Annotated in this window: 20 protein-coding genes and 1 pseudogene; 8 read left to right on the top strand and 13 right to left on the bottom strand. The window is 60.5% G+C overall.

Translation table 11 applies throughout. The features are described from left to right. Positions 1–31: 31 nt before the first annotated feature. The 7 genes from QVE23_RS01430 to QVE23_RS01400 all read right to left on the bottom strand — a co-directional run bounded on the left by QVE23_RS01430 (position 32) and on the right by QVE23_RS01400 (position 4799). Positions 32–1300: an HAD hydrolase family protein gene (locus QVE23_RS01430; protein ID WP_273482313.1), complete on the bottom strand. Its 1269-nt coding sequence runs from the start codon at positions 1298–1300 to the stop codon at positions 32–34. A gap of 19 nt (positions 1301–1319) precedes the next feature. Further along, on the bottom strand, positions 1320–1460 hold the full coding sequence (locus QVE23_RS01425) for a hypothetical protein (RefSeq protein ID WP_021747865.1): 141 nt from the start codon (positions 1458–1460) through the stop codon (positions 1320–1322). Continuing rightward, complete coding sequence (locus QVE23_RS01420) at positions 1461–1925, bottom strand: hypothetical protein (protein WP_273482314.1); 465 nt, start codon at positions 1923–1925, stop codon at positions 1461–1463. A 132-nt stretch (positions 1926–2057) separates the two neighbouring features. Next, positions 2058–2321, bottom strand: coding sequence for a hypothetical protein (locus QVE23_RS01415; protein WP_287967458.1), 264 nt, complete (start codon positions 2319–2321; stop codon positions 2058–2060). A gap of 188 nt (positions 2322–2509) precedes the next feature. Continuing rightward, positions 2510–3070: a phosphoribosyltransferase family protein gene (locus QVE23_RS01410; protein ID WP_025543837.1), complete on the bottom strand. Its 561-nt coding sequence runs from the start codon at positions 3068–3070 to the stop codon at positions 2510–2512. Between the two features lie 294 nt (positions 3071–3364). Next, on the bottom strand, positions 3365–4606 hold the full coding sequence (locus tag QVE23_RS01405; RefSeq protein WP_256264454.1) for a threonine synthase: 1242 nt from the start codon (positions 4604–4606) through the stop codon (positions 3365–3367). 4 nt (positions 4607–4610) lie between these two features. Beyond that, a complete protein-coding gene (locus tag QVE23_RS01400; protein ID WP_021752180.1) occupies positions 4611–4799 on the bottom strand; it encodes a YlcI/YnfO family protein in 189 nt (62 codons plus the stop codon). A 119-nt stretch (positions 4800–4918) separates the two neighbouring features. On the opposite strand from QVE23_RS01400, the gene QVE23_RS01395 reads away from it, so the two are divergent. Next, a complete protein-coding gene (locus QVE23_RS01395) occupies positions 4919–5080 on the top strand; it encodes a hypothetical protein (protein WP_155979266.1) in 162 nt (53 codons plus the stop codon). 38 nt (positions 5081–5118) lie between these two features. Here QVE23_RS01395 and QVE23_RS01390 read toward each other — a convergent pair whose 3' ends face one another. The 5 genes from QVE23_RS01390 to QVE23_RS01370 form a co-directional block, all read right to left on the bottom strand. Then, positions 5119–6594 carry a pyridoxal-phosphate dependent enzyme gene (locus QVE23_RS01390; RefSeq protein ID WP_256264453.1) on the bottom strand — a complete coding sequence of 492 codons (1476 nt, stop codon included), beginning with the start codon at positions 6592–6594 and terminating at the stop codon, positions 5119–5121. Between the two features lie 2 nt (positions 6595–6596). Beyond that, positions 6597–7277 carry a helix-turn-helix transcriptional regulator gene (locus QVE23_RS01385; RefSeq protein ID WP_021747874.1) on the bottom strand — a complete coding sequence of 227 codons (681 nt, stop codon included), beginning with the start codon at positions 7275–7277 and terminating at the stop codon, positions 6597–6599. Between the two features lie 198 nt (positions 7278–7475). Then, positions 7476–8897, bottom strand: a complete 1422-nt coding sequence (locus QVE23_RS01380) for an alanine/glycine:cation symporter family protein (RefSeq protein ID WP_025543835.1) — start codon at positions 8895–8897, stop codon at positions 7476–7478. A gap of 86 nt (positions 8898–8983) precedes the next feature. Next, positions 8984–10159 carry a YgeY family selenium metabolism-linked hydrolase gene (locus QVE23_RS01375; RefSeq protein WP_136891652.1) on the bottom strand — a complete coding sequence of 392 codons (1176 nt, stop codon included), beginning with the start codon at positions 10157–10159 and terminating at the stop codon, positions 8984–8986. Positions 10160–10386: 227 nt separating this feature from the next. After that, positions 10387–11103, bottom strand: a complete 717-nt coding sequence (locus QVE23_RS01370; protein WP_025543833.1) for a GntR family transcriptional regulator — start codon at positions 11101–11103, stop codon at positions 10387–10389. Positions 11104–11342: 239 nt separating this feature from the next. On the opposite strand from QVE23_RS01370, the gene QVE23_RS01365 reads away from it, so the two are divergent. The 7 genes from QVE23_RS01365 to QVE23_RS01335 all read left to right on the top strand — a co-directional run bounded on the left by QVE23_RS01365 (position 11343) and on the right by QVE23_RS01335 (position 20586). Continuing rightward, on the top strand, positions 11343–12755 hold the full coding sequence (locus tag QVE23_RS01365) for a YgeY family selenium metabolism-linked hydrolase (protein WP_036629531.1): 1413 nt from the start codon (positions 11343–11345) through the stop codon (positions 12753–12755). Between the two features lie 199 nt (positions 12756–12954). Next, positions 12955–14145: a knotted carbamoyltransferase YgeW gene (ygeW, locus tag QVE23_RS01360; protein ID WP_021747880.1), complete on the top strand. Its 1191-nt coding sequence runs from the start codon at positions 12955–12957 to the stop codon at positions 14143–14145. A gap of 105 nt (positions 14146–14250) precedes the next feature. Continuing rightward, positions 14251–15186 (top strand): carbamate kinase, encoded by a 936-nt coding sequence (arcC, locus tag QVE23_RS01355; RefSeq protein ID WP_021747881.1) that lies wholly within the window; start codon positions 14251–14253, stop codon positions 15184–15186. Between the two features lie 265 nt (positions 15187–15451). Beyond that, positions 15452–16741, top strand: a complete 1290-nt coding sequence (locus QVE23_RS01350; protein WP_119310824.1) for a BMP family ABC transporter substrate-binding protein — start codon at positions 15452–15454, stop codon at positions 16739–16741. 178 nt (positions 16742–16919) lie between these two features. Continuing rightward, positions 16920–18497 carry an ABC transporter ATP-binding protein gene (locus tag QVE23_RS01345; RefSeq protein WP_333637354.1) on the top strand — a complete coding sequence of 526 codons (1578 nt, stop codon included), beginning with the start codon at positions 16920–16922 and terminating at the stop codon, positions 18495–18497. After that, the gene (locus QVE23_RS01340; protein ID WP_119310822.1) at positions 18494–19600 is read left to right on the top strand and encodes an ABC transporter permease; all 1107 of its coding nucleotides are present in this window, start codon (positions 18494–18496) and stop codon (positions 19598–19600) included. Before QVE23_RS01345 ends, QVE23_RS01340 begins: the two co-directional genes overlap by 4 nt. Continuing rightward, positions 19597–20586: an ABC transporter permease gene (locus QVE23_RS01335; RefSeq protein ID WP_267288130.1), complete on the top strand. Its 990-nt coding sequence runs from the start codon at positions 19597–19599 to the stop codon at positions 20584–20586. The genes QVE23_RS01340 and QVE23_RS01335 overlap by 4 nt, the downstream gene beginning before the upstream one ends. A gap of 60 nt (positions 20587–20646) precedes the next feature. Here QVE23_RS01335 and QVE23_RS01330 read toward each other — a convergent pair. After that, positions 20647–20744: pseudogene (locus QVE23_RS01330) on the bottom strand (bifunctional 5,10-methylene-tetrahydrofolate dehydrogenase/5,10-methylene-tetrahydrofolate cyclohydrolase); the annotation flags it as partial.

Genomic DNA, 20744 nt, shown 5'->3' with positions numbered 1-20744 from the left:
AAACACGGACGGAGCCGCAGCTCCGTCCGTGTTATTTCTGCTCCCAGAGATAGGGCTCAAACAGCCGCCCCAGCCGCTTCACCGCCTGGTTGGCGCCGCCGCGGATCACCACGTCTCCGCAGCCCTCCTGCGTCGTCAGCACCACGCTCCGCTCCATGCCCAGATCCTGCTTCAGCCGCTCCAGCATGGCCTCACGTGAGGCGGATCGCTCATAGATCTTCAGGTAGCTGTATCCGGGATACTCCGCCGCAGGGTAGAACCGCACCTTCACCTGTTCCAACAGGCTCGCCTCCCCCAGTGCGTCATACAGCGCCTGCATCCGCTCCGTCAGATCAATGCCCATGAGGTACACAATGGGGCAATCCTTGTAGTAGCTTCTGCTCACATAATTCCGGTAGGGGGATGTCCGCAGCTTCTCAAAGATCGCCCGCTCCGTCTCGTGGTGGAATTCCCCGTAGTAGATCATCAGGTTATCATCCAGTACACCGTTGAGAAAGCAGTGGATGCCCTGGGCCCGGAACACCGCCTCGCACCGCAGGGCCAGCTCCCTGGGCAGGACGCAGGCATGGAGATACCGCTTCTTCTCCATGTCGTACAGCGCCGCGCCGTCCATGACGATGACGGGCAGGCGGAGCCGCAGGTCCCGGGTGGCCTCCCGCACAGAGGCGGGTGTGCGCATGGTGGACAGGGTGAACTGCATCCCGTCGTCCAGCATCCGGTTCAGGCTCACCCGGCTGTACGGTGTCAGCGTCCCCTGCTCCGTCAGCAACAAGCCGTCCAGGCCGGAGACGAACAGCATATCCCGCCGCTTCCGGCGGGGCAGCTGGAAGGCGTTGACGGCGATGCCCACCGCGATGCCCACCAGCGTCTCCGACGCCCGGTACCAGGCGAAGATCCAGGGGCTGGCATCCGTCACATGGGTGACGGTGATGCTGAGGAACACGATGCCTGAGAGGGCCGCCGCATTGGAGGACTTCAGCACCACGGCGATCCACAGGTTGGGCACGGTCACCGCAGCGATGACGATGTAGCCCACCAAAGTCCCCTGGATATCCAGGGCCATCTCCAGCAGCAGCGTGGCGATGCCGAACACAGAGCCGATGGCTGTGCCCACAATCCGCTGGATGGCCATGCGCTTCGTATCTTCCGCATAGGGCTGAACGCACAGCAGCGCCGCGATGGAGGAATAGATGCGCATATCCTCCCGGTCCACGGCCATGGACACCAGCAGGCAGATCAGCACTGCCGCCGCGGTTTTGACCATCCGCATTCCGATGGGCGGTACGGTGTGGTCCGTCATAAACGACCTCCTCTCTATATCAGGGCTGATCCTGCACGGCCTCCTCCGGCGGCTCGTCCAGCTGCCAGGGACCGTGGATCAGATTCTGAAAACTGTGCATGGCGACCGCGAAATAGAATCCGTCCACAATCCACTCGTCCGTGACGAAGCAGCCGTCCACCTACCTCCGCCGGGCCACCGTGCCGTCCCACTGGTACTCAAACGCCTGCCGCTTCCGGCCGAAAGACCAGAATACCGGCACATTGCCGAAATCGTACAGGTGATGGAAGATGGGCGGAATCCCCAGTGAGGCCATGGAGGTAATGTACAGCGACCCGTGGAAGTGCGAGAGATGGGTGATGGAGCTGGGCAGGCAGCCGAAGTAGTCGCTGACCTGCAGGGCCCACACCAAGAATTTCAGCAGCAGACCCGGCACCAGATGGAACGCGCCGGCCAGCGCGCCGAAGGAGGTGTCCTCCAAGACGTTCTTTACCTCCTGGACTTTGGCATTGAACCGCTGATAGACCACGTCCGCCGTGTCCGATGGGTCGAACCGGAGCTTGATGACCGTGTCCGGGGACATCTCCTTTTTGACGGTCATGTTGACCTCGATCTCCCGGTCCCGGGCACAGGTCCGTTCGCACATAGACCGCCAGCCGCACGTGCAGCAGGCCGAAGTGCTCCATCCCCGCCGCCCGCTTCTGTGTGATATCCTGTTCTGCTCGGGCGATCTCCACTGCGTCCCGGATATAGTTCTGGGCGATGTTCCGGGTCTTCATCAGATAGGGCGACACAGCGAAGATGCAGGACAGGCTCCGAAGCAGGTGGCCGTCGTCCCGGTCCCCAAAGCGGCGGACGCACTCCCCCCCCCCTCCGCCGGATACCGGCGCCGCATAGCCAGCGAACAGTACGGCAGTACCTCCATACAGCACAAGGCGCTGGCCTCCGGCAGCCAGTCATGGACAGGCCAGCCCACTTTCTGCCGGTCCTCCACCACGATGTGGTACAGCATAGGCAGGCTGAACAGAAACCACAGCGGCACCTGGAGGGCACCCGGCCGGTGACGGCGGCGGTGCAGAGCACTGCCGCCGGCGCGTTGACGTGCGGAAGTCAATAGACCACATGCTTCGTTTTCATTGTGCCTTTATTCTACCATTCTTCCAGGATTTTGCAAGCGTATGCGGAAAAAGGCGCGCCGCGAGTCAGCGGCGCGCCCGGTCTCTCTTCACTTCAGTCTTTTACAGTACCGTCTGCATGGAACACCGGCAGCTTTTCCAGAAACTTGATGTCACTGCGCTCTGCGGCCTCACCCTCCGCCAGGACGGCCACTCGGCCGGTGACGGTGCCGCCCGCCAGGGCCACCAGCTGTTCCATGGCGTGAAGGGAACCGCCGGTGGAGATCACATCGTCCATCAGCAGGATCCGCTTGCCCCGGATCAGCTCCGCATCGTCCCGGCCCAGATACAGCCGCTGGGTTCCCGCGGTGGTGATGGAGGTGTCTTCCACGTGGATAGGATCCGGCATATATGCCTTGGGACCCTTTCGTGCGATGAAATACTTCTTCGCACCGGACTGGCGGGCCATCTCATGAATCAGGGGGATGCTCTTGGCCTCCGCCGTCAGCATGTAGTCATAGTCCTCCGCCCGGACCAGCTTCAAAAGCTCCCGGGCGCAGGCCACAGTCAGCTCCGCATCGCCGAACACGATAAACGCGCCGATGTACAGGTCATCCGTCACTTTGCAGATGGGCAGGTCCCGGCGCAGGCCCGCCACGGTCATGGGATACGTCATATCAGGTGCCTCCTCTTTCTCATTCCCTCAGGTGGATGGTGCCCGGGAGGCACCGTACATTATTATATAATCTGCGCGGGAAAAGTCAAGAAGGCTCTGTGCCGCCTGCTGACCGGGCCCAGCAGGCCCTTCCCGGAGGAACGCCCCGCTTCCTCTCCGTATCCGCTACGGTAGTCCCTCTCTTTATGAAAGCTGCTTTCACCTATATCATCGGAAAACGGGAGAGAATCGTTGCGCGGATCAGAAAATTTTTCGAGAAAAAGGGCCGGCGGGAGACCGCCGGCCCCTTGCCGCTTATTCCACAGTGATGCCCTTTTCCGCAAAGGCCGCCAGCAGGCGGTCCATGTCGGAAGGGATGGAGATGGGTTCTCCCGCGGCCTTAATGGCGTTGGCCACGTCCTTGAGGCCGTTGCCGGTGACCACACTGACCACCGTGTCATCCTTGCCGATGACGCCCTGCTCGCAGAGCTTCTTCACGCCGGCGGCGCCAGTGACGCCGGCGGGCTCTCCGAACACGCCGCAGGTCCGGCCCAGCAGCTGCTGGGCGGCCATGATCTCCTGGTCGGAGACATTCACCACGATGCCGTCCGACTCCCGGATCGCCGTCAGGGCCTTGTCCGCATTCCGGGGCACGCCCACGGCGATGGAGTCCGCCAGGGTGTTCTCCTCCATGGGCTCCCAGGGCTTGTTCTCCGCAATGGCCCGGTTGATGGGGCAGCAGCCCTCCGCCTGGGCGGAGATCAGCCGGGGCAGGCGGTCAATGAAGCCAATGGCATACAGGTCTTTCAGGCCCTTCCAGAGGCCGGCGATGGTGCAGCCGTCGCCGACGCTGATGGCGATATAGTCCGGCACCTGCCAGGAGAGCTGCTCCATGATCTCCAGGGCCACGGTCTTCTTGCCCTCGGAGAGGTAGGGGTTGATGGCGGCGTTGCGGTTGTACCAGCCCCAGCGGTCAATGGCTTGCTTGGACAGTTCAAAGGTCTCCTCATAGCTGCCCTGGACGGAGATGACGGTGGCGCCAAAGGTCATCAGCTGGGCCACCTTGCCCTTGGGAGCCCGGGAGGGGACGAAGATGTAGGTCTTGAGGCCTGCCGCCGCGGCGTTGCCCGCGAGAGAGCTGGCGGCATTGCCGGTGGAGGAGCAGGCGATCACCTTCGCCCCCGCCTCCCGGGCCTTGGCCACCGCCATGGCGCTGGCCCGGTCCTTCAGACTGGCGGTGGGGTTCTGGCCGTCGTCCTTTACCCACAGGCGCTTCAGGCCCAGCTGCTCCGCCAGGCGGGGCTCCTCGTACAGGGGACTCCAGCCCACCCGCAGGGGGGTGTTGGGCGTGTCCTCCTCCACAGGCAGCAGCTCCCGGTAGCGCCACATGGTATGGTCCTGTCGGGCCGCCAGCTTTTCCTTCGTCAGCCGGGTCCTGATGTAGTCATAATCGTAGACGATGTCCAGAATGCCGCCGCATTCGCAGTTGGTCAGATCCGGCACAGCGTCGTAGGTCTTGCCGCACTTGACGCATTTGCCGTACAGAACGTGTTTCATAGCGTTACTCCTCTTTTGACGTTTCCTCCTCCAGAAGATTCTCAAGAGCCACCCGGGTAGCTTCGATCACAAAGGCGGAAAACGTACATTCTGTTCCACGAATCGCCTCCTCTACCGCGTCAATAACGCTGTTGGGGAAACGAATCGTTTTGTTCGTTGTTGATTCTGGTTTAGGAATTTTGAATTTCCGCATAGCACACCTCGCCATATTTTTATATGACGAATCGTATTGCGTTATGCGCACGTTTATAATATTGCATATTGCATTACAATTTATAGTGCAATATAATACATATTATGGAGGTGGCGGATATGGAACGCGAAAATTTCCCCCAATATTATACGATTTTGTTCAACGGCATCGCCGACGCTCTGAAGGCCCTGGACCAGCAGGAGACCAGCCGGGCCTGGGATATTCTGGTCCGCATTCAGCAGGAGGCTGAGGATGCCTATATCCGCGCGGAGGAGACATAAATAAGCAGGGCGGGGCGGTTGCCCCGCCCTGCGGCGTTTTACAGGTCTTTCAGCAGCCCGGTGGCCTCGTTGAAAGCGTTGATCAGGTCGTCCAGGTCCTTGGCCTGCGCGTGGACGGTGTCCCAGGTGCCCTCCGTGTCGTACCACAGAGCGTTCAGCTCCTCCACGGTCTTGCCCTGCTGCTCCACCCAGGTGTAATACTTCAGGTTGTGGACCCGCTTGCGGTCCGCATAGGTCAGCTCCTGCATGTTGTCCAGCTTCAGCCCCAGCATGTGGAGTGCATGGTCCATGGCCGCCTCATGGGCATTGTAGGCGCCATACTGGTCGTTCAGCTCCTGGATGCGGCTGCCGTACATGACGGCGGAGTCGGTGAGGACGGTGCCCACCACATCCCGCTCGGTGAACTCATAGTATTTCGCCATCTTGATGCAGCACAGCACGTTGGCGATGCCGGAGATGCCCAGCCAGGTGAGCTTCTCGATCAGCTCGTCGTCCAGGTGCAGCTCGTTCTTCAAATACGCCTGGCCCTCAGGGGTGTTGAACAGGCGCAGCAGCCGCTGGCTGTCCTCATCGTCGATGTCGATGACCATGTCGGTGTTCTTCACGTTGTGGATCCAGGGGATGTGCTTATCGCCGATGCCCTCGATCCGGTGGCCGCCGAAGCCGTTTTCCAGAATGGTAGGGCACTGGAGGGCCTCGCCCACCGCCAGCTTCAGATGGGGATACTTTTCCTTCAGCAGATCACCGGCGCTCATGGTACCGGCGGAGCCGGAGGTGAAAGCCGCGCCGGCGAACCGGTCACCGGGGCGCTTGATGGCCTCGTACACATCCGCCAGGGCGTTGCCGGTGACATTGTAGTGCCACAGGGGGTTGCCCATCTCCTCGAACTGGTTGAAGATCATGTACTGGGGATCCTGCTTCAGCTCGTTGGTCTTGTCGAAGATCTCCTTCACGTTGGACTCGCAACCGGGGGTGGCGATGACCTCGGCGCCGATCTCATGGAGCCAGTCAAACCGCTCCTGGCTCATCTCCGCCGGCAGGATGGCCACGCCCTGGGCGCCCAGCAGCCGGGAGTTGAAGGCGCCGCCGCGGCAGTAGTTGCCGGTGGAGGGCCACACGGCCTTGTGCCTGTTCACGTCGAACTGGCCGGTCACCAGACGGGGGGCCAGGCAGCCGAAGGAGGCGCCCACCTTGTGGCAGCCGGTGGGGAACCACTTGCCCACCATGGCCACGATCCGGCAGGGGACGCCGGTGAGCGCCGGGGGAAGCTCGATGTAGTTGGGCACCGCCTGGAACAGTCCGCCGCTCTCCTTGGCCTCATTCTTCCAGGTGATGCGGAACAGGTTCAGGGGATCCACATCCCAGAGGCCCACGGTCTTCAGCCGCTCCCGGATCTTCTCCGGGATGGTCTCCGGGTGCTGCATCTGGGCGATGGTGGGGATGATGATGCGATTTTCCTTCGCCTTGCGGAGATTGTGCTCCAGGCCCGTCTTGTTGATGGTCAGATCAATCATACTTACTTGCCCTCCTGTTGTTTTGTGTCGATATAGGAATACAAAGTGTACTTGGAGATGCCGAAATACTTGGCGATCTTGTCGCCGGACTTGGTCACCAAAAACGCGCCGTTCTGATTCAGGAAGCGGATGGCCCGCACCTTGTCCTCCTTGTTCATCAGGGCCACGGGCTTGCCCACCAGGGACACCGACTGCTGGATCAGCTCCTCCAACAGATCATTGACGTTGACGATTTTCTCCGGTTCCTCCTGCTGGGGTTCGCCGGTGGAGATCAGATCGTGGACCGCGCTCTCCACCATCAGCAGCTTGGAGATGTCGTAGTTGATGGCCAGAATGGCGGAGACCTTGCCCTTGCTGTTACGGATATAGACTGTGGAGGATTTGAGGATCTTGCCGTCCGGCGTCCGGGTCAGGTAGGCCAAATGGTCCCGAGGCGCCGGGTCATTGGTGGTCAGCTGCTCCACCACGACATAGGAGGCCCCGTCCCCCACCTTGCGGCCTGTGACATGGCCGTTGACAATATAGACAATGGGGTGTTCCGCATTCTGCGCGGACAAATCGTGAATCACAACCTCACAGTTTGGCCCGAACTGGGCCGCCAAGGCATCTGCAATCTGCTTGAGCATCTCCAGCCGGTTGCTCTCCAAGGGGATCACCTTCTCACTTTCCAGAGCGATATTCATATCTGCATCATACCAGCATCCAGCCGAGATTGCAATGTTTTAGCAAATATTTTTTTAGGTCTGCGAAAAAAGTGTTTGATCTCCGCCGGTCCCAAAAATCAGGCGGCATCCACGTCGTTTGCGGATGCCGCCTGATGCTCTGTCCACAGCTTTCTGCGCTTGGAAGCGGCCTGTCAACGCCCAAGCGCCGCCCGACAGTCAATCCTTCCCGACATACTCAAGGGGCTGGGAGACCGGCTTGGTCTTGCTGATGTATTTGCTCTCATAATCCCGGTAAATCCTCATGAACACACCGGACAGGGCCAGCAGTGCGATGGCGTTGGGGATGCACCAGAAGCCCGAGACAATATCCACAATGGTCCAAATCACCTGGGGCGTCTTCCCCAGAGCCAGGAAACCGGGAACCAGCCACAGGATGCGGATGGCGTACTTGAACACCTTGGACTGCTTTCCCTTGGGAAACAAATAGAAGAACGCGGATTCATAATTGATCTCCCACCCCACCATAGTGGAGAATGCGAACAACGCCAGAGGAATGGTGACCAGGAGCTTGCCGACCGTGCTGCCGTACGCTGTGGAAAAGGCGGCCATGGTCAGCGCCTCCGCCTCCAGGCCGGACTGCCAGATTTCAGGGCCCGCGCAGAGAATTCCGAGGGCTGTCATCGTGCATACCACCAGCGTATCCACAAATACCTCAAAGCAGCCGTACATCCCCTCCTTAAAGGGGTGATCGGTGATGGCGGTCGCATGGGTGATGGGCGATGAGCCGCAGCCCGCTTCGTTGGAGAAGGTCCCGCGGGCGGCGCCCTGCCGCAGCGCCAGCGCAACTGTGGAGCCCGCCAAACCGCCCACAGCGGGCATGGGTGCAAACGCATAGCGGAAAATCGCCGCAAAGGCGGCGGGCACATGTTCCAGATTTATGATGATCACGCCCAGCACTCCCACCACATAGATGAGGCACATGGCGGGGGTCAGCTTCTCGCAGAAGCCGCCGATGGACTTGACGCCGCCCAGCAGAACCACGCCGCAGATGACGGCCGCCGCCACGGTGGTAATCCATGCGGGAATTCCCAGGCTGTTCTGCACAGCGGTGGACATGGTATAGGGCTGGGCGAACGCAGCGGTTCCCAGGCCGCCCAAAATGATAGTGACAGAGAAAATGACGGCCAGGGGTTTCCACTTTCTGCCCATTCCCCGCTCAATGTAGTACATGGGGCCGCCATAATAAACGCCGTCCTCTCCCTTGACACGGTAGTACTGGCCCAGCGTAACCTCAACGCATTTCGTCAGCATTCCCAGCAGGGCGACGACCCACATCCAGAACACGGCGCCGGGGCCGCCCACCACCATGGCGGTGGCCACGCCTGCGATGTTCGCCGTTCCTACGCAGCCGGCCAGCGCGGAGCTCACCGCCTGCAGCGGCGTCAGCGTTCCTTCCTTCCCTTTTGCGCCACCGCCTTTTTTAAACATCTCGCCGGCAGTATTCTTTAAAATATAGCCGAACTTGCGAAACTGGAAAAATTTTGTCTTACATCCAAACAGCAGCCCAACGGCGGCCAGGAGGATCAGGACTGGAGCACCCCACAGAAAGCTGGAGATTGATTTCAAAATCTGTTCCATACGGTCCATTCTCCTTATCAATAATAATCAGATTTACTCCAATGCTATAACCATTCCTTTTAAATTCGTGATTTCTAGTCCGCGCTCTACTGTGTCAGCTCCCGGAGGATGCTGGCGAAGCCTCTGCATGCCTTTGTCAGCTGCTCAATTTCAATGTATTCATCCCGCACATGGGCCAGGCTCTCCAAAGAGGGGCCGTAGCCGATGCAGGGAATCCCGGCCTCGCCACAGAAGTGGCTGCCGTTTGTGCAGAAAGAGAAGTGAGAGATCGGCGCCTCGATTCCCGCTTTCTTCAGACCGGCCAGCGCCTTCTGCACATATTCATTGTCCTCATCAATGAGCCACGCCGGGAAATACCGCTTCGCGGCGATGGCCTCCCCGGTCCAGCAGACCTCCTTCCCCTCTGCCAGATAGGTCCGCGCCTTCAAGCCGGGGATCTTTTCCCTGGCGCGGGCGATTGCCTCCTCCACCTGGCCGAGAATCACGGCCTCGTTCTCCCCTGTCAGGGTCCGCCGGTCGAAGGTGGCCCGGCAGAGGGCCGGGACCACCGAGGCGCCCGGATATGGGGACGAGATGATGTCTGTCAGCTCCAGAATCCCTTTTCCCAGAATGGGGTGCTCGTTGGGGATGATCCGGCGGATCTCCTCGATCACAGCCATCATGTGGTAGACCGCATTAACGCCCTTGTCCGGATTCGAGGAATGGCAGCTCACCCCCTCTGTTTCCACAACCACCTCCGCGCGCCCTCTCTGGCCGATCTTGACAGTGGTGGACGTCGCTTCGCCAATGATGACAAAGTCCGGCTTCGCCAGCCGGGTAATCTCCCGGGAGGAGACCCCCTCAAAACACTCCTCATGAACGGTGCAGGACACGCAAATCTCTCCGGCAAAGTCGCGGCCGCTGTCCTCGGCAAAGTGGGCAACCGCAGAGATCATGGCCGTCACGCTACCCTTCATATCCGATGTGCCCCGGCCGTAAATCCGCCCCTGGTCGATTTCGCCGCCAAAGGGGTCATGGGTCCACTCGTCGGCGTCGATCACATCCACATTGTCAATGTGCCCATCCAGAAGGATGGTCTTTCCCGGTCGGCGGCCCCGCATCCGGCCCAGTACGCTGCCGTACCTGTCGATGAGCACCTCGTCGAAACCATACTCTTCCATCTTGCGCTTCATCAGCTGGGCCACTTCCCGTTCCTGCCCGGAGGGACTGGGGATTCGAACAGCCTGTTGGCAAAACGCAATCAGCCGCTGGTCTCTGTCCATGTCTCTGCTCCTTTCTCAACCTCTGTCATACTTTATATGCAATATGTAATATATCGCATATTCATTATGAACCGCACTCTTGTGGAAGTCAACGAAAGCCCGGCCTCTCCAAAGGATTTCTACGGAACGTACCAGAGGCCGGATACAATTTTATGGAATTCGCCCAGAAAACATCGAGAGGACCCGGATTCTCTCCGCGTCCTCTCTCTTGCTCTCCCTTCCCATCTTTACTTTGTCAGAACATCCTGTCCGGATTCCCCGCCGACTCCATGGATCATGCCCGCAACATCCCGCAGGCTGTTTTCCATGGAGCAGAGCCAGTGGCTCCGCATCAGCTCCTTCGCGCGGGCGCTGTCCCGGGCCTGGATGGTCTGAAGGATTTCCCCATGCTGGGAAACGGAAATCTTTCGCAGCCGGTCACAGTGGAAATAATGGTATTTGATCCGCTGGATATGGAGGATCATGGTGTGGGAAAATTCCTCCACATACTCGTTGTGTGCCCCGCGGACAATCGCGTCATGGAAGAGGCTGTCCTGCGTGATCGCATCGGTGCCGTCATTACGGCCACAGGCATCCACAAAGGCGGCGTGAATCCGCTCCAGCTGCTCCAGTTCCCGGTCCGTGAGGCTGCCGCAGGCCAGCTCTGCCGCCAGACCCTGCAGCTCCGCCAGCGTTCGGTAGCATTTTTCAATATCCGCAGGGTCAATATCCGCCACCACCGTAGCCCGGCCCGGCACCACATAGACGAGCTTCTGTCCCTCCAGGATCTGAATGGCCTCCCGCACCGGGGTCCGGCTGACATTGAATCGCTTCGCAAGCTCGGAATCAACGATCTTTTCTCCCGGCTTCAGCACACCCGTGATGATCCAGCTGCATACCACTTGATAAATGCTGCTCTTTGCGGAAACTCTCCGCAGGTTTTCCACGTTTTCCGGTATCGGCATAAGCTCTCCCCATCCCAAATCTGCTGTTCTTTTTACTCTACCATTATATATCACAAGCCCTTTGGTTTTGCAATCATTTCGGCCGGACGGCGCATTCCGCACCGGAGATTCAAAAAAATTTTTAGGTTTTCTCATTTTTTGTTTGACATCCTGTTTTCTTATGCTATGATAGGGATAGGTAAGCCAATCCGTGATGTGGAAATGACGGGATTCCAAACATTGATATGGAGGTCAGCGATATGGATTTTGAAGCGATCAAAGCGGCGGCCCAAGGCTATCAGGCCGACATGACCCGGTTCCTGCGAGAGATGATCTCTCACCCCAGCGAGAGCTGTGAGGAGAAGGAGGTTGTCCACTGCATCAAGGCGGAGATGGAGAAGCTGGGCTATGACAAGGTGGAGATCGACGGCCTGGGCAACGTCATCGGCTGGATGGGCGACGGCGACAAGATCATCGCCTTCGACTCCCACATCGACACCGTGGGCATCGGCAACATCAACAACTGGGAGGCCGACCCCTATCAGGGCTATGAGGACGACGCCGTCATCTTCGGCCGGGGCGGCAGCGATCAGGAGGGCGGCATGGCCTCCGCCGTGTACGGCGCCAAGATCATGAAGGATCTGGGCCTGATCCCCGCCGGCTACAAGATCATGGTGGTGGGTTCCGTCCAGGAAGAGGACTGCGACGGCATGTGCTGGCAGTACATCGTCAACAAGGACTTCCAGGGTCAGGAGGACGCCCGCAGCAAGATCGAGTTCGTGGTGTCTACCGAACCCACCGACGGCGGCATCTACCGGGGCCACCGGGGCCGCATGGAGATCCGGGTGGACGTCAAGGGCGTCAGCTGCCACGGCAGCGCGCCGGAGCGGGGCGACAACGCCATCTACAAGATGGCCGACATCCTCCAGGATGTCCGGGCCCTGAACGAGAGCGGCGACGGCCCCTCCAACCGGGTGAAGGGCCTGGTGAAGATGCTGAATCCGGAATTCAATCCGGAGCACTACGAGGACGCCCAGTTCCTGGGCCGGGGCACCTGCACCGTCAGCCAGATCTTCTACACCTCTCCCTCCCGCTGCGCTGTGGCGGACAGCTGCGCCATCTCCATCGACCGGCGCATGACCGCCGGCGAGACCTGGGACTCCTGCCTGGAGGAGATCCGGCAGCTGCCCGCCGTCCAGAAGTACGGAGACGATGTGAAGGTCAGCATGTACATGTATGACCGGCCCGCCTGGACCGGCGAGGTCTATGAGACGGAGTGCTTCTTCCCCACCTGGATCAACAAGGAGAGCGCCGCCCATGTCCAGGCGCTGGTGGACGCTCACCATGCCCTGTGGGGCGACAAGCGCATCGGCCATGCCGACGCGGACCAGAAGCGGGACGCCATGCACCTGCGGGAGGGCCGTCCCCTCACCGACAAGTGGACCTTCTCCACCAACTGCGTGTCCATCCAGGGCCGATATGGCATCCCCTGCGTGGGCTTTGGCCCCGGCGCCGAGTCCCAGGCCCATGCCCCCAATGAGATCACCTGGAAGCAGGATCTGGTGACCTGTGCCGCCCTGTACGCCGCAGTACCCGGCCTGTACAAGCCCGAGAACAAGACCGCTGACGTCACCGAGTTCCGGCAGAGCCTCACGGATAACGATATCCGGTGAGCTTCGAAGGGGGGCTGGGTCAAGGCATTTTCGCCACGTACACGCCGCGGCGAAAATGATTCGATTTGCTTGATTTGCCGGAGGCAAATCAACTGGGAAAAACCTGGGTTTTTCCCTAGACCCTTTTCCTGGTTTTTCCTTTCGCTGCGGCGGAGCCGCCATACATCTACAATTTCACATATTACAAGGAGTGCTGAATATGTCCAAGACCATCGAGCTGGCCAAGCATCTGGAAAAGCTGCACATCAACAACATGTACAAGTCCGACTTCTACTGGACCTGGGACAAGACCGACGAGGAGCTGGAGGCCATCTTCACCGTGGCCGACGCCCTGCGGGACCTGCGGGAGCGGAACAAGTCCACCCGGATCTTTGACTCCGGCCTGGGCATCTCCATCTTCCGGGACAACTCCACCCGCACCCGGTTCTCCTTCGCCTCCGCCTGCAACCTGCTGGGTCTGACCGTCCAGGACCTGGACGAGAAGAAGAGCCAGATCGCCCACGGCGAGACCGTCCGCGAGACCGCCAACATGGTCTCCTTCATGGCCGACGTCATCGGTATCCGGGACGACATGTTCATCGGCGAGGGCCACAAGTACCAGAAGACCTTCATGGATGCCGTGAAGGAGGGCTACCGGGACGGCATTCTGGAACAGCAGCCCACCCTGGTGAACCTGCAGTGCGACGTGGACCACCCCACCCAGTGCATGGCGGACATGCTGCACATCATCCATGAGTTCGGCGGTGTGGAGAACCTGAAGGGCAAGAAGATCGCCATGACCTGGGCTTACTCCCCCAGCTACGGCAAGCCCCTGTCCGTGCCTCAGGGCGTCATCGGCCTGATGACCCGGTTCGGCATGGACGTGGTGCTGGCCCATCCCGAGGGCTATGATGTGATGCCCGAGGTGGAGGAGATCGCCAAGAAGAACGCGGCGGCCACCGGCGGCTCCTACAAGAAGGTCTCCACCATGGAGGAGGCCTTCGACGGCGCGGATATCGTCTATCCCAAGAGCTGGGCGCCCTTTGCCGCCATGGAACAGCGGACCAAGCTGTATCAGGCCGGTGACCAGGCGGGCATCGACGCTCTGGAGAAGCAGCTGCTGGCCCAGAACGCCCAGCACAAGGACTGGACCTGCTCCGAAGAGATGATGAAGCGGACGAAGAACGGCAAGGCCCTGTACCTGCACTGCCTGCCCGCCGATATCACCGGCCTCAGCTGCCCGGAGGGCGAGGTGGACAACTCCGTGTTCGACCGGTACCTGGTGCCCCTGTACAAGGAGGCCAGCTACAAGCCCTACATCATCGCGGCCATGATCCTGATGAGCAAAGTGAAGGACCCGGTCTCCGCGCTGATGGCCCTGGACCAGGGCAGCAAGCGGAAGCTGTTCTGATCGTTCTAAAAATTTCAAGTTTTGGCGGGAATAGCGCGGGCGTTCCCGCCAAAACTATCTGATAGGTTCGACCACTATCATTTGTGAAGAAGGGATACACCAACTATGGGCAAACGTATCGTTATCGCCTTGGGCGGCAACGCCCTGGGCAACAACCTGCCGGAGCAGATGGTCGCTGTGAAGCACACCGCCAAGGCCATCGTGGACCTGATTCAGGAGGGCCATCAGGTGGTGGTGGCCCACGGCAACGGCCCCCAGGTAGGCATGATCAACATCGCCATGACCACCCTCTCCCGGGAGGATCACAGCCATCCCATCGCCCCCATGTCCGTCTGCACTGCCATGAGCCAGGGGTATATCGGCTATGACCTGCAGAACTCCCTGCGGGAGGAACTGCTGAACCGCGGCATCCAAAAGCCCGTGGCCACCGTCCTCACCCAGGTGGAGGTAGACCCGGCGGATCCGGCTTTCCAGAATCCCTCCAAGCCCATCGGTACCTTTATGACTGAGGAGGAGGCGGAGGAGATGCGCCGCCGGGGCAACTGCGTCATGGAGGACGCAGGCCGGGGCTGGCGCCGCTGCGTGGCCTCTCCCAAACCCAAAGCCATTGTGGAGATCGAGACCATCCGTACGCTGATGGAGGCGGGCCAGGTAGTCATTGGCTGCGGCGGAGGCGGTATCCCCGTCTACCGGACGGAGGGCAACCACCTGAAGGGCGCAGGCGCCGTCATCGACAAGGATTTCGCCTCCGAGCTGCTGGCGGAGAGCCTGGACGCGGACGCCCTCATCATCCTCACCGCCGTGGAGAAGGTGGCCATCAACTTCGGCAAGCCGGATCAGAAGTGGCTGGATCACCTGACGCCGGAGGAGGCCCGGCAGTACGAGGCGGAAGGCCAGTTCGCCCCCGGCTCCATGCTGCCCAAGGTCCAGGCTGCCGTGAAGTTCGCCGCGTCCAAGCCCGGCCGCACAGCCCTCATCACCCTGCTGGAGAAGGCCAAGGACGGCATCGCCGGAAAAACCGGCACCGCCGTCTCCATGTAAGATCCAAAAAAGGTCAATCTGTCAATTTTCTACAAGGAGAGCGAAAAAAACGCTCTCCTTGTTTGTCTTTTTCGTCTTATTATTGTGCACACTGCCAAAGGTCGACCTATTTAGGTCGGTATTTTTTTGGTCTATCCGCCTAAAAAAAGTAAAAATCCGGTTGAATTTTTCCGTTTGACCCTGTATGATGGCAATAGAGAGGGGAAACACCCCGCTTTGTCCCTTGCAGTGATCCACCCAATTTTATTTTAAGGAGGAAAGTAGAATGAAGAAGTTCCTTGCACTGCTGCTGACGCTGGTCATGGCGCTCAGCCTGGCGGCCTGCGGCGGCTCCGACGAGGAGAGCACCGGCAGCCCCGCCGAAGACCCCGCCGCCAATGAGGAATCCAGCGGCAGCGCCGCGGATGTCAAGATCGGTTTGATCTGCGTCCACGACATCAACTCCGGTTATGACGCGGCCCATATCGAGGGCCTGACTGCCGCCTGTGAAGAGTTAGGTATTGATGCCAATTCTCAGGTTATTTTCCGCTACAACATCGCGGAGGATGAAAACTGCTATGACGCCGCCGTGGATCTGGCGGAAGAGGGCTGCAATATCATCTTCTCTGACTCCTATGGCCACCAGAGCTACATGCTGGATGCCGCCGAGGATTATCCCGACGTTACCTTCGTCTCCTGCACCGGCGACATGGCCGCCACCTCCGGTCTGGACAACTACAAGAACCTGTTCCCCTATACATATGAGTCCCGCTACGTCTCCGGCGTGGTGGCCGGCATGAAGCTGAAAGAGCTGATGGACGCCGGCACCGTCACCGATCCCAAGGTGGGCTATGTGGGTGCCTATCCCTATGCCGAGGTGGTTTGTGGCTACACCGCTTTCCTGCTGGGCATCCAGACCCAGGTTCCCGAGGCCTACATGGAGGTCCAGTACACCAACTCCTGGTATGATCCCGTGGCTGAGGGCGAGGCCGCCAATGCCTTGATGGCCCGCGGCTGCGTCATCATCGGCCAGCACGCCGACTCCACCGGTGCCCCCTCCGCCGTCCAGGCGCAGAAGGATGCCGGCTCTGTGGTCTACTCTGTGGGCTACAACATTGATATGCTGGAAGTGGCGCCCACCGCCGCTCTGACCTCTTCCCAGAACAACTGGTCCGTCCTGTACCGGGACACCCTGGAGAAGTTCATCGCCGGCGAGGAAGTGCCCGTGGACTATGCCGTGGGCATCAGTGAGGACGCTGTGATGATCTCCAAGCTGGGGCCTGAGTGCGCCGAGGGCACCCAGGAGGCCGTGGACGCCGCTTGGTCCAGCATCAAGGACGGCAGCCTGAAGGTGTTCGACACCTCCAAGTTCACCTGCCAGCCCGCTGCCGACGGGTCCTATCAGGTGGACGCCGACGGTCATGTGACATCTGCGTTCGGTCTGGACAGCGACGGCGACTTTGTCAACGACACCGGCGAGGCCATCGTGGACGGCGCCTTCCAGGAGTCCGTGCTGCGCTCCGCTCCGTACTTCTCCCTGCGGATCGACGGCATCACTGAGCTGAACAACAACTAAATATCCAACGAAAGGGGCTGCCCTTTGGCAGCCCCTTTCTCTCAAATCGCTCCATCCCCTCCGCGGCATCGGCCGCCGGGGTCTTTTTTCCCTTTTCTTTTCCCTCCGGAGGCCCGCGCCGCAGGCATGTGCCTGCGGCCATGGCGCGGAACCGACACTAAAAGAAAGGATGATCTGTTTGGAACATACCACTGCCATTGAACTGCGGCACATCACAAAGCGGTTCGGCAAGGTGGTTGCCAACGACGATATCTCCCTGGAGATCAGGCGGGGCGAAATCCTCTCCCTGCTGGGGGAGAACGGCAGCGGCAAGACCACGCTGATGAATATGCTGGCCGGCATCTACTTCCCGGACGAAGGGAAGATCCTGGTGAACGGCGAGCCCACCACCATTGCCTCCCCCAAGGACGCCTTTGCCTGCGGCATCGGCATGATCCACCAGCACTTCAAGCTGGTGGACGTGTTCTCCGCAGCGGAAAACATCGTCCTGGGGCTGGACGGAGAGCGCAAGCTGGATCTGAAGGCCGCCTCCGCCAAAATCCTGGAGATCAGTGAGAAATATGGTTTTTCCATTGATCCCAACAAGAAGATCTACGACATGTCCGTGTCGGAGAAGCAGACGGTGGAGATCATCAAGGTCCTCTACCGGGGCGCAGACATCCTGATCCTGGATGAGCCCACCGCCGTGCTGACCCCCCAGGAGACGGACCGGCTCTTCGATGTCATGCGGAATATGAAGGCAGACGGCAAGGCCCTGGTCATCATCACCCACAAGCTCCACGAGGTCATGGACGTGTCCGACCGGGTGGCGGTGCTCCGCAAGGGCCGCTATATCGGGGACGTGGCCACCTGCGACACTTCTCCCCAGAAGCTGACGGACATGATGGTGGGCCATGCGGTAACGCTGAACATCGACCGTCCCCTGGTGGAGGACCGCAACCTGCGGCTGGAGGTGAAGGATCTGACGGTCCTGACTCCCGACAGCATCAAGGCTCTGGACCATGTCTCCTTCGACGCCTACGGCGGGGAGATTCTGGGCATTGCCGGCATCTCCGGCAGCGGCCAGAAGGAACTGCTGGAGGCCATCGCCGGCCTGCGGGTTACCCAGCCCGGGTCCCACGTCATCTATCATCCCCCCGCCCCCGACGAACCCATCGCCGGTCAGCATGTGCCGGTGGACAAGGGCGGTGAGGAGCTGCTGGGCAAGAATCCCCGGCAGATCCACGACATCGGCGTGTCCATGGCCTTTGTGCCGGAGGACCGGCTAGGCATGGGACTGGTGGGTTCCATGGGCATGGCGGACAACATGATGCTCAAGACCTACCGTTCCGGCCGGGGACCCCTGCTGGACCGCAAGCCGCCCCGCCAGCTGGCGGAGCGGGTGAAGGAGGAACTGGATGTGCTGACCCCCAGCATCAACACGCCGGTCCGCCGGCTCTCCGGCGGCAACGTGCAGAAGGTGCTGGTGGGACGTGAGATCGCCCAGAATCCCTCGGTGCTGATGACCGCCTACGCGGTGCGGGGCCTGGACATCAACACCTCCTACACCATCTACAACCTGCTGACGGCGCAGAAGCTGAAAGGCGTGGCCGTCATCTATGTGGGCGAGGACCTGGACGTGCTGCTGGAGCTGTGCGACCGGATCCTGGTGCTCTGCGGCGGCCAGGTCAGCGGTATTGTGGACGGCCGCACCACCACCAAAGAGGAAGTGGGCCTGCTGATGACCCGCTTTGTAAAGGAGGCGAAGGAGGCATGACACAGGGTAAGACCCACAGGGAGCCTCTGCTCCGCATCGCCAAGCGGGACGGCATCGCCCGCCCCAAGGCATGGGCCATCCGGATCATCGCGGTGCTGCTGTCCCTGGTCGTGAGCGGCATCTTCATCTTCGCCGTCACCAAGCTGAACCCCTTCCAGGTGTACGAGGGCATCTTTGACGGCGCCTTCGGCACCCCCCGGCGCAGCTGGGTTACTGTCCGGGACGCCATGATGCTGCTGTGCATCGGCGTGGGGCTGGCCCCCGCCTTCAAGATGCGCTTCTGGAACATCGGCGCCGAGGGACAGATCCTCATCGGCGGCATCGTCACCGCCGGGTTTATGCGGGCCTTCGGCGGCGATATCTCCACCCCCCTGCTGCTGGTCATCATGGCGGTGGTCAGCCTGCTGGCTGGTGCGGCGTGGGGCATGGTGCCCGCCACCTTCAAGGCTGTGTGGAACACCAATGAAACGCTGTTCACCCTGATGATGAACTACGTGGCCATCCAGCTCACCAGCTACTTTGTGGCCCTGTGGGAAAATCCCGTGGGCTCCAATACCGTGGGCGTCATCAACCAGCGGACCAAGGACGGCTGGTTCCCGGAGCTGTTCGGCCAGGAATACGGCCTGAACGTTGTCCTGGTGCTGCTGCTGACGGTGGGGATGTTCCTGTACCTGAAATATTCCAAGCAGGGATATGAGATCTCCGTGGTGGGCGACAGTGAGAACACCGCCCGGTACGCCGGCATCAACGTGAAGAAGGTCACCATCCGCACCATGGCTATCTCCGGCGCCATCTGCGGTCTGGCAGGCTTCATCGCCGTGGCCGGCGCCAGCCACACCATCTCCACCTCCACCGCCGGCGGACGTGGCTTCACCGCCATCATCGTGGCCTGGCTGGCTCAGTTCAACACCTTTGTGATGATCCTGATCTCCTTCCTGCTGGTGTTTCTGCAGAAGGGCGCCATTCAGATCGCCTCCCAGTTCAACCTGAATGACTACGCCTCCAATATCATTACGGGCATCATCCTGTTCTTCATTCTGGGCAGCGAATTTTTCATCAACTACCGCATCATCCTGCGGGGCGGAAAGGAGGGGGCCAAATGAGCGTCGACCAAATTGTTCAGCTGATTCAGTCTGCTATCCAGTTCGGCACCGTCATTCTGTTCGGCGCCATGGGCGAGATCCTGACAGAGAAATCCGGCAACCTGAACCTGGGCGTCCCCGGGATCATGTATCTGGGCGGTATTGCGGGACTGGCGGCCTCCTTCTTCTATGAGTTCAACAATCCCGATCCCTCCGGTTTCGTGTGTCTGGTGATCTCTCTGCTGGCGGCGTTCGCCGCCTCCGCCCTGGGCGGTCTGCTGTACAGTTTCCTGACCATCACCCTCCGGGCCAACCAGAACGTCACCGGTCTGACGCTGACCATCTTCGGCGGCGGTGTGGCCAACTTCTTTGGCGGCACCCTGAACTCCATGGCCGGCGGCGTGGGCCAGATCTCCGTAGCCGCCACCAGCGCCGTGTACCGGGCCACCATCCCCGGCCTGTCGGACCTGGGGCTTCCTGGGCGGCTGCTGTTCAGCTATGGCTTCATGGTATATCTGGCCATTGTGCTGGCCGTGGTGCTGCAGCTGTTCCTCAACCGCACCCGGCCGGGCCTGAACCTGCGGTCCGTGGGTGAGAATCCTGCCACGGCCGATGCGGCGGGCATCAACGTCTCCCGCAACAAGTACCTGGCCACCTGCGTGGGCGCCGGTGTCTCCGGTCTCGGCGGCCTGTACTACACCATGGACTACATCAAGGGCACCTGGGCCAACGACGGCACCATCGAGTCCCTGGGCTGGTTGGCCGTGGCGCTGGTGATCTTCGCCACCTGGCGGACAGTCAACGCTATCTGGGGCTCCTACCTGTTCGGCCTGCTGTTCTGGGTGTACCTCATCATCCCCGGCCTGGGCCGGCGGGACACGTACCTCTTCAACATGCTGCCGTATCTCGTGACCATCGCGGTGCTGATTTTTGTCTCCCTGCGGAACAAGAAGGAGAATCAGCCCCCCGCCAGCCTGGGTCTGGCGTATTTCCGGGAGGAACGGTAGCTTCTCCCCATACAAATCAAGAGCGCCGCGGCTTTTGGCCGCAGCGCTCATTTCGTCTGTTCACTTCTCCGCCTGGTGGTTCCGGGCTGCGGTGAGGATATTGCGCATCAGCATGGCCCGGGTCATGGGCCCCACGCCGCCGGGCACCGGAGTGATGT

Origin of the sequence: Oscillibacter sp. KLE 1728 (genome assembly GCF_934833455.1) — a bacterium.
Taxonomy (GTDB): Bacteria; Bacillota; Clostridia; order Oscillospirales; family Oscillospiraceae; genus Oscillibacter; species Oscillibacter welbionis.
This window is presented reverse-complemented; position numbering and strand designations above follow the sequence as displayed.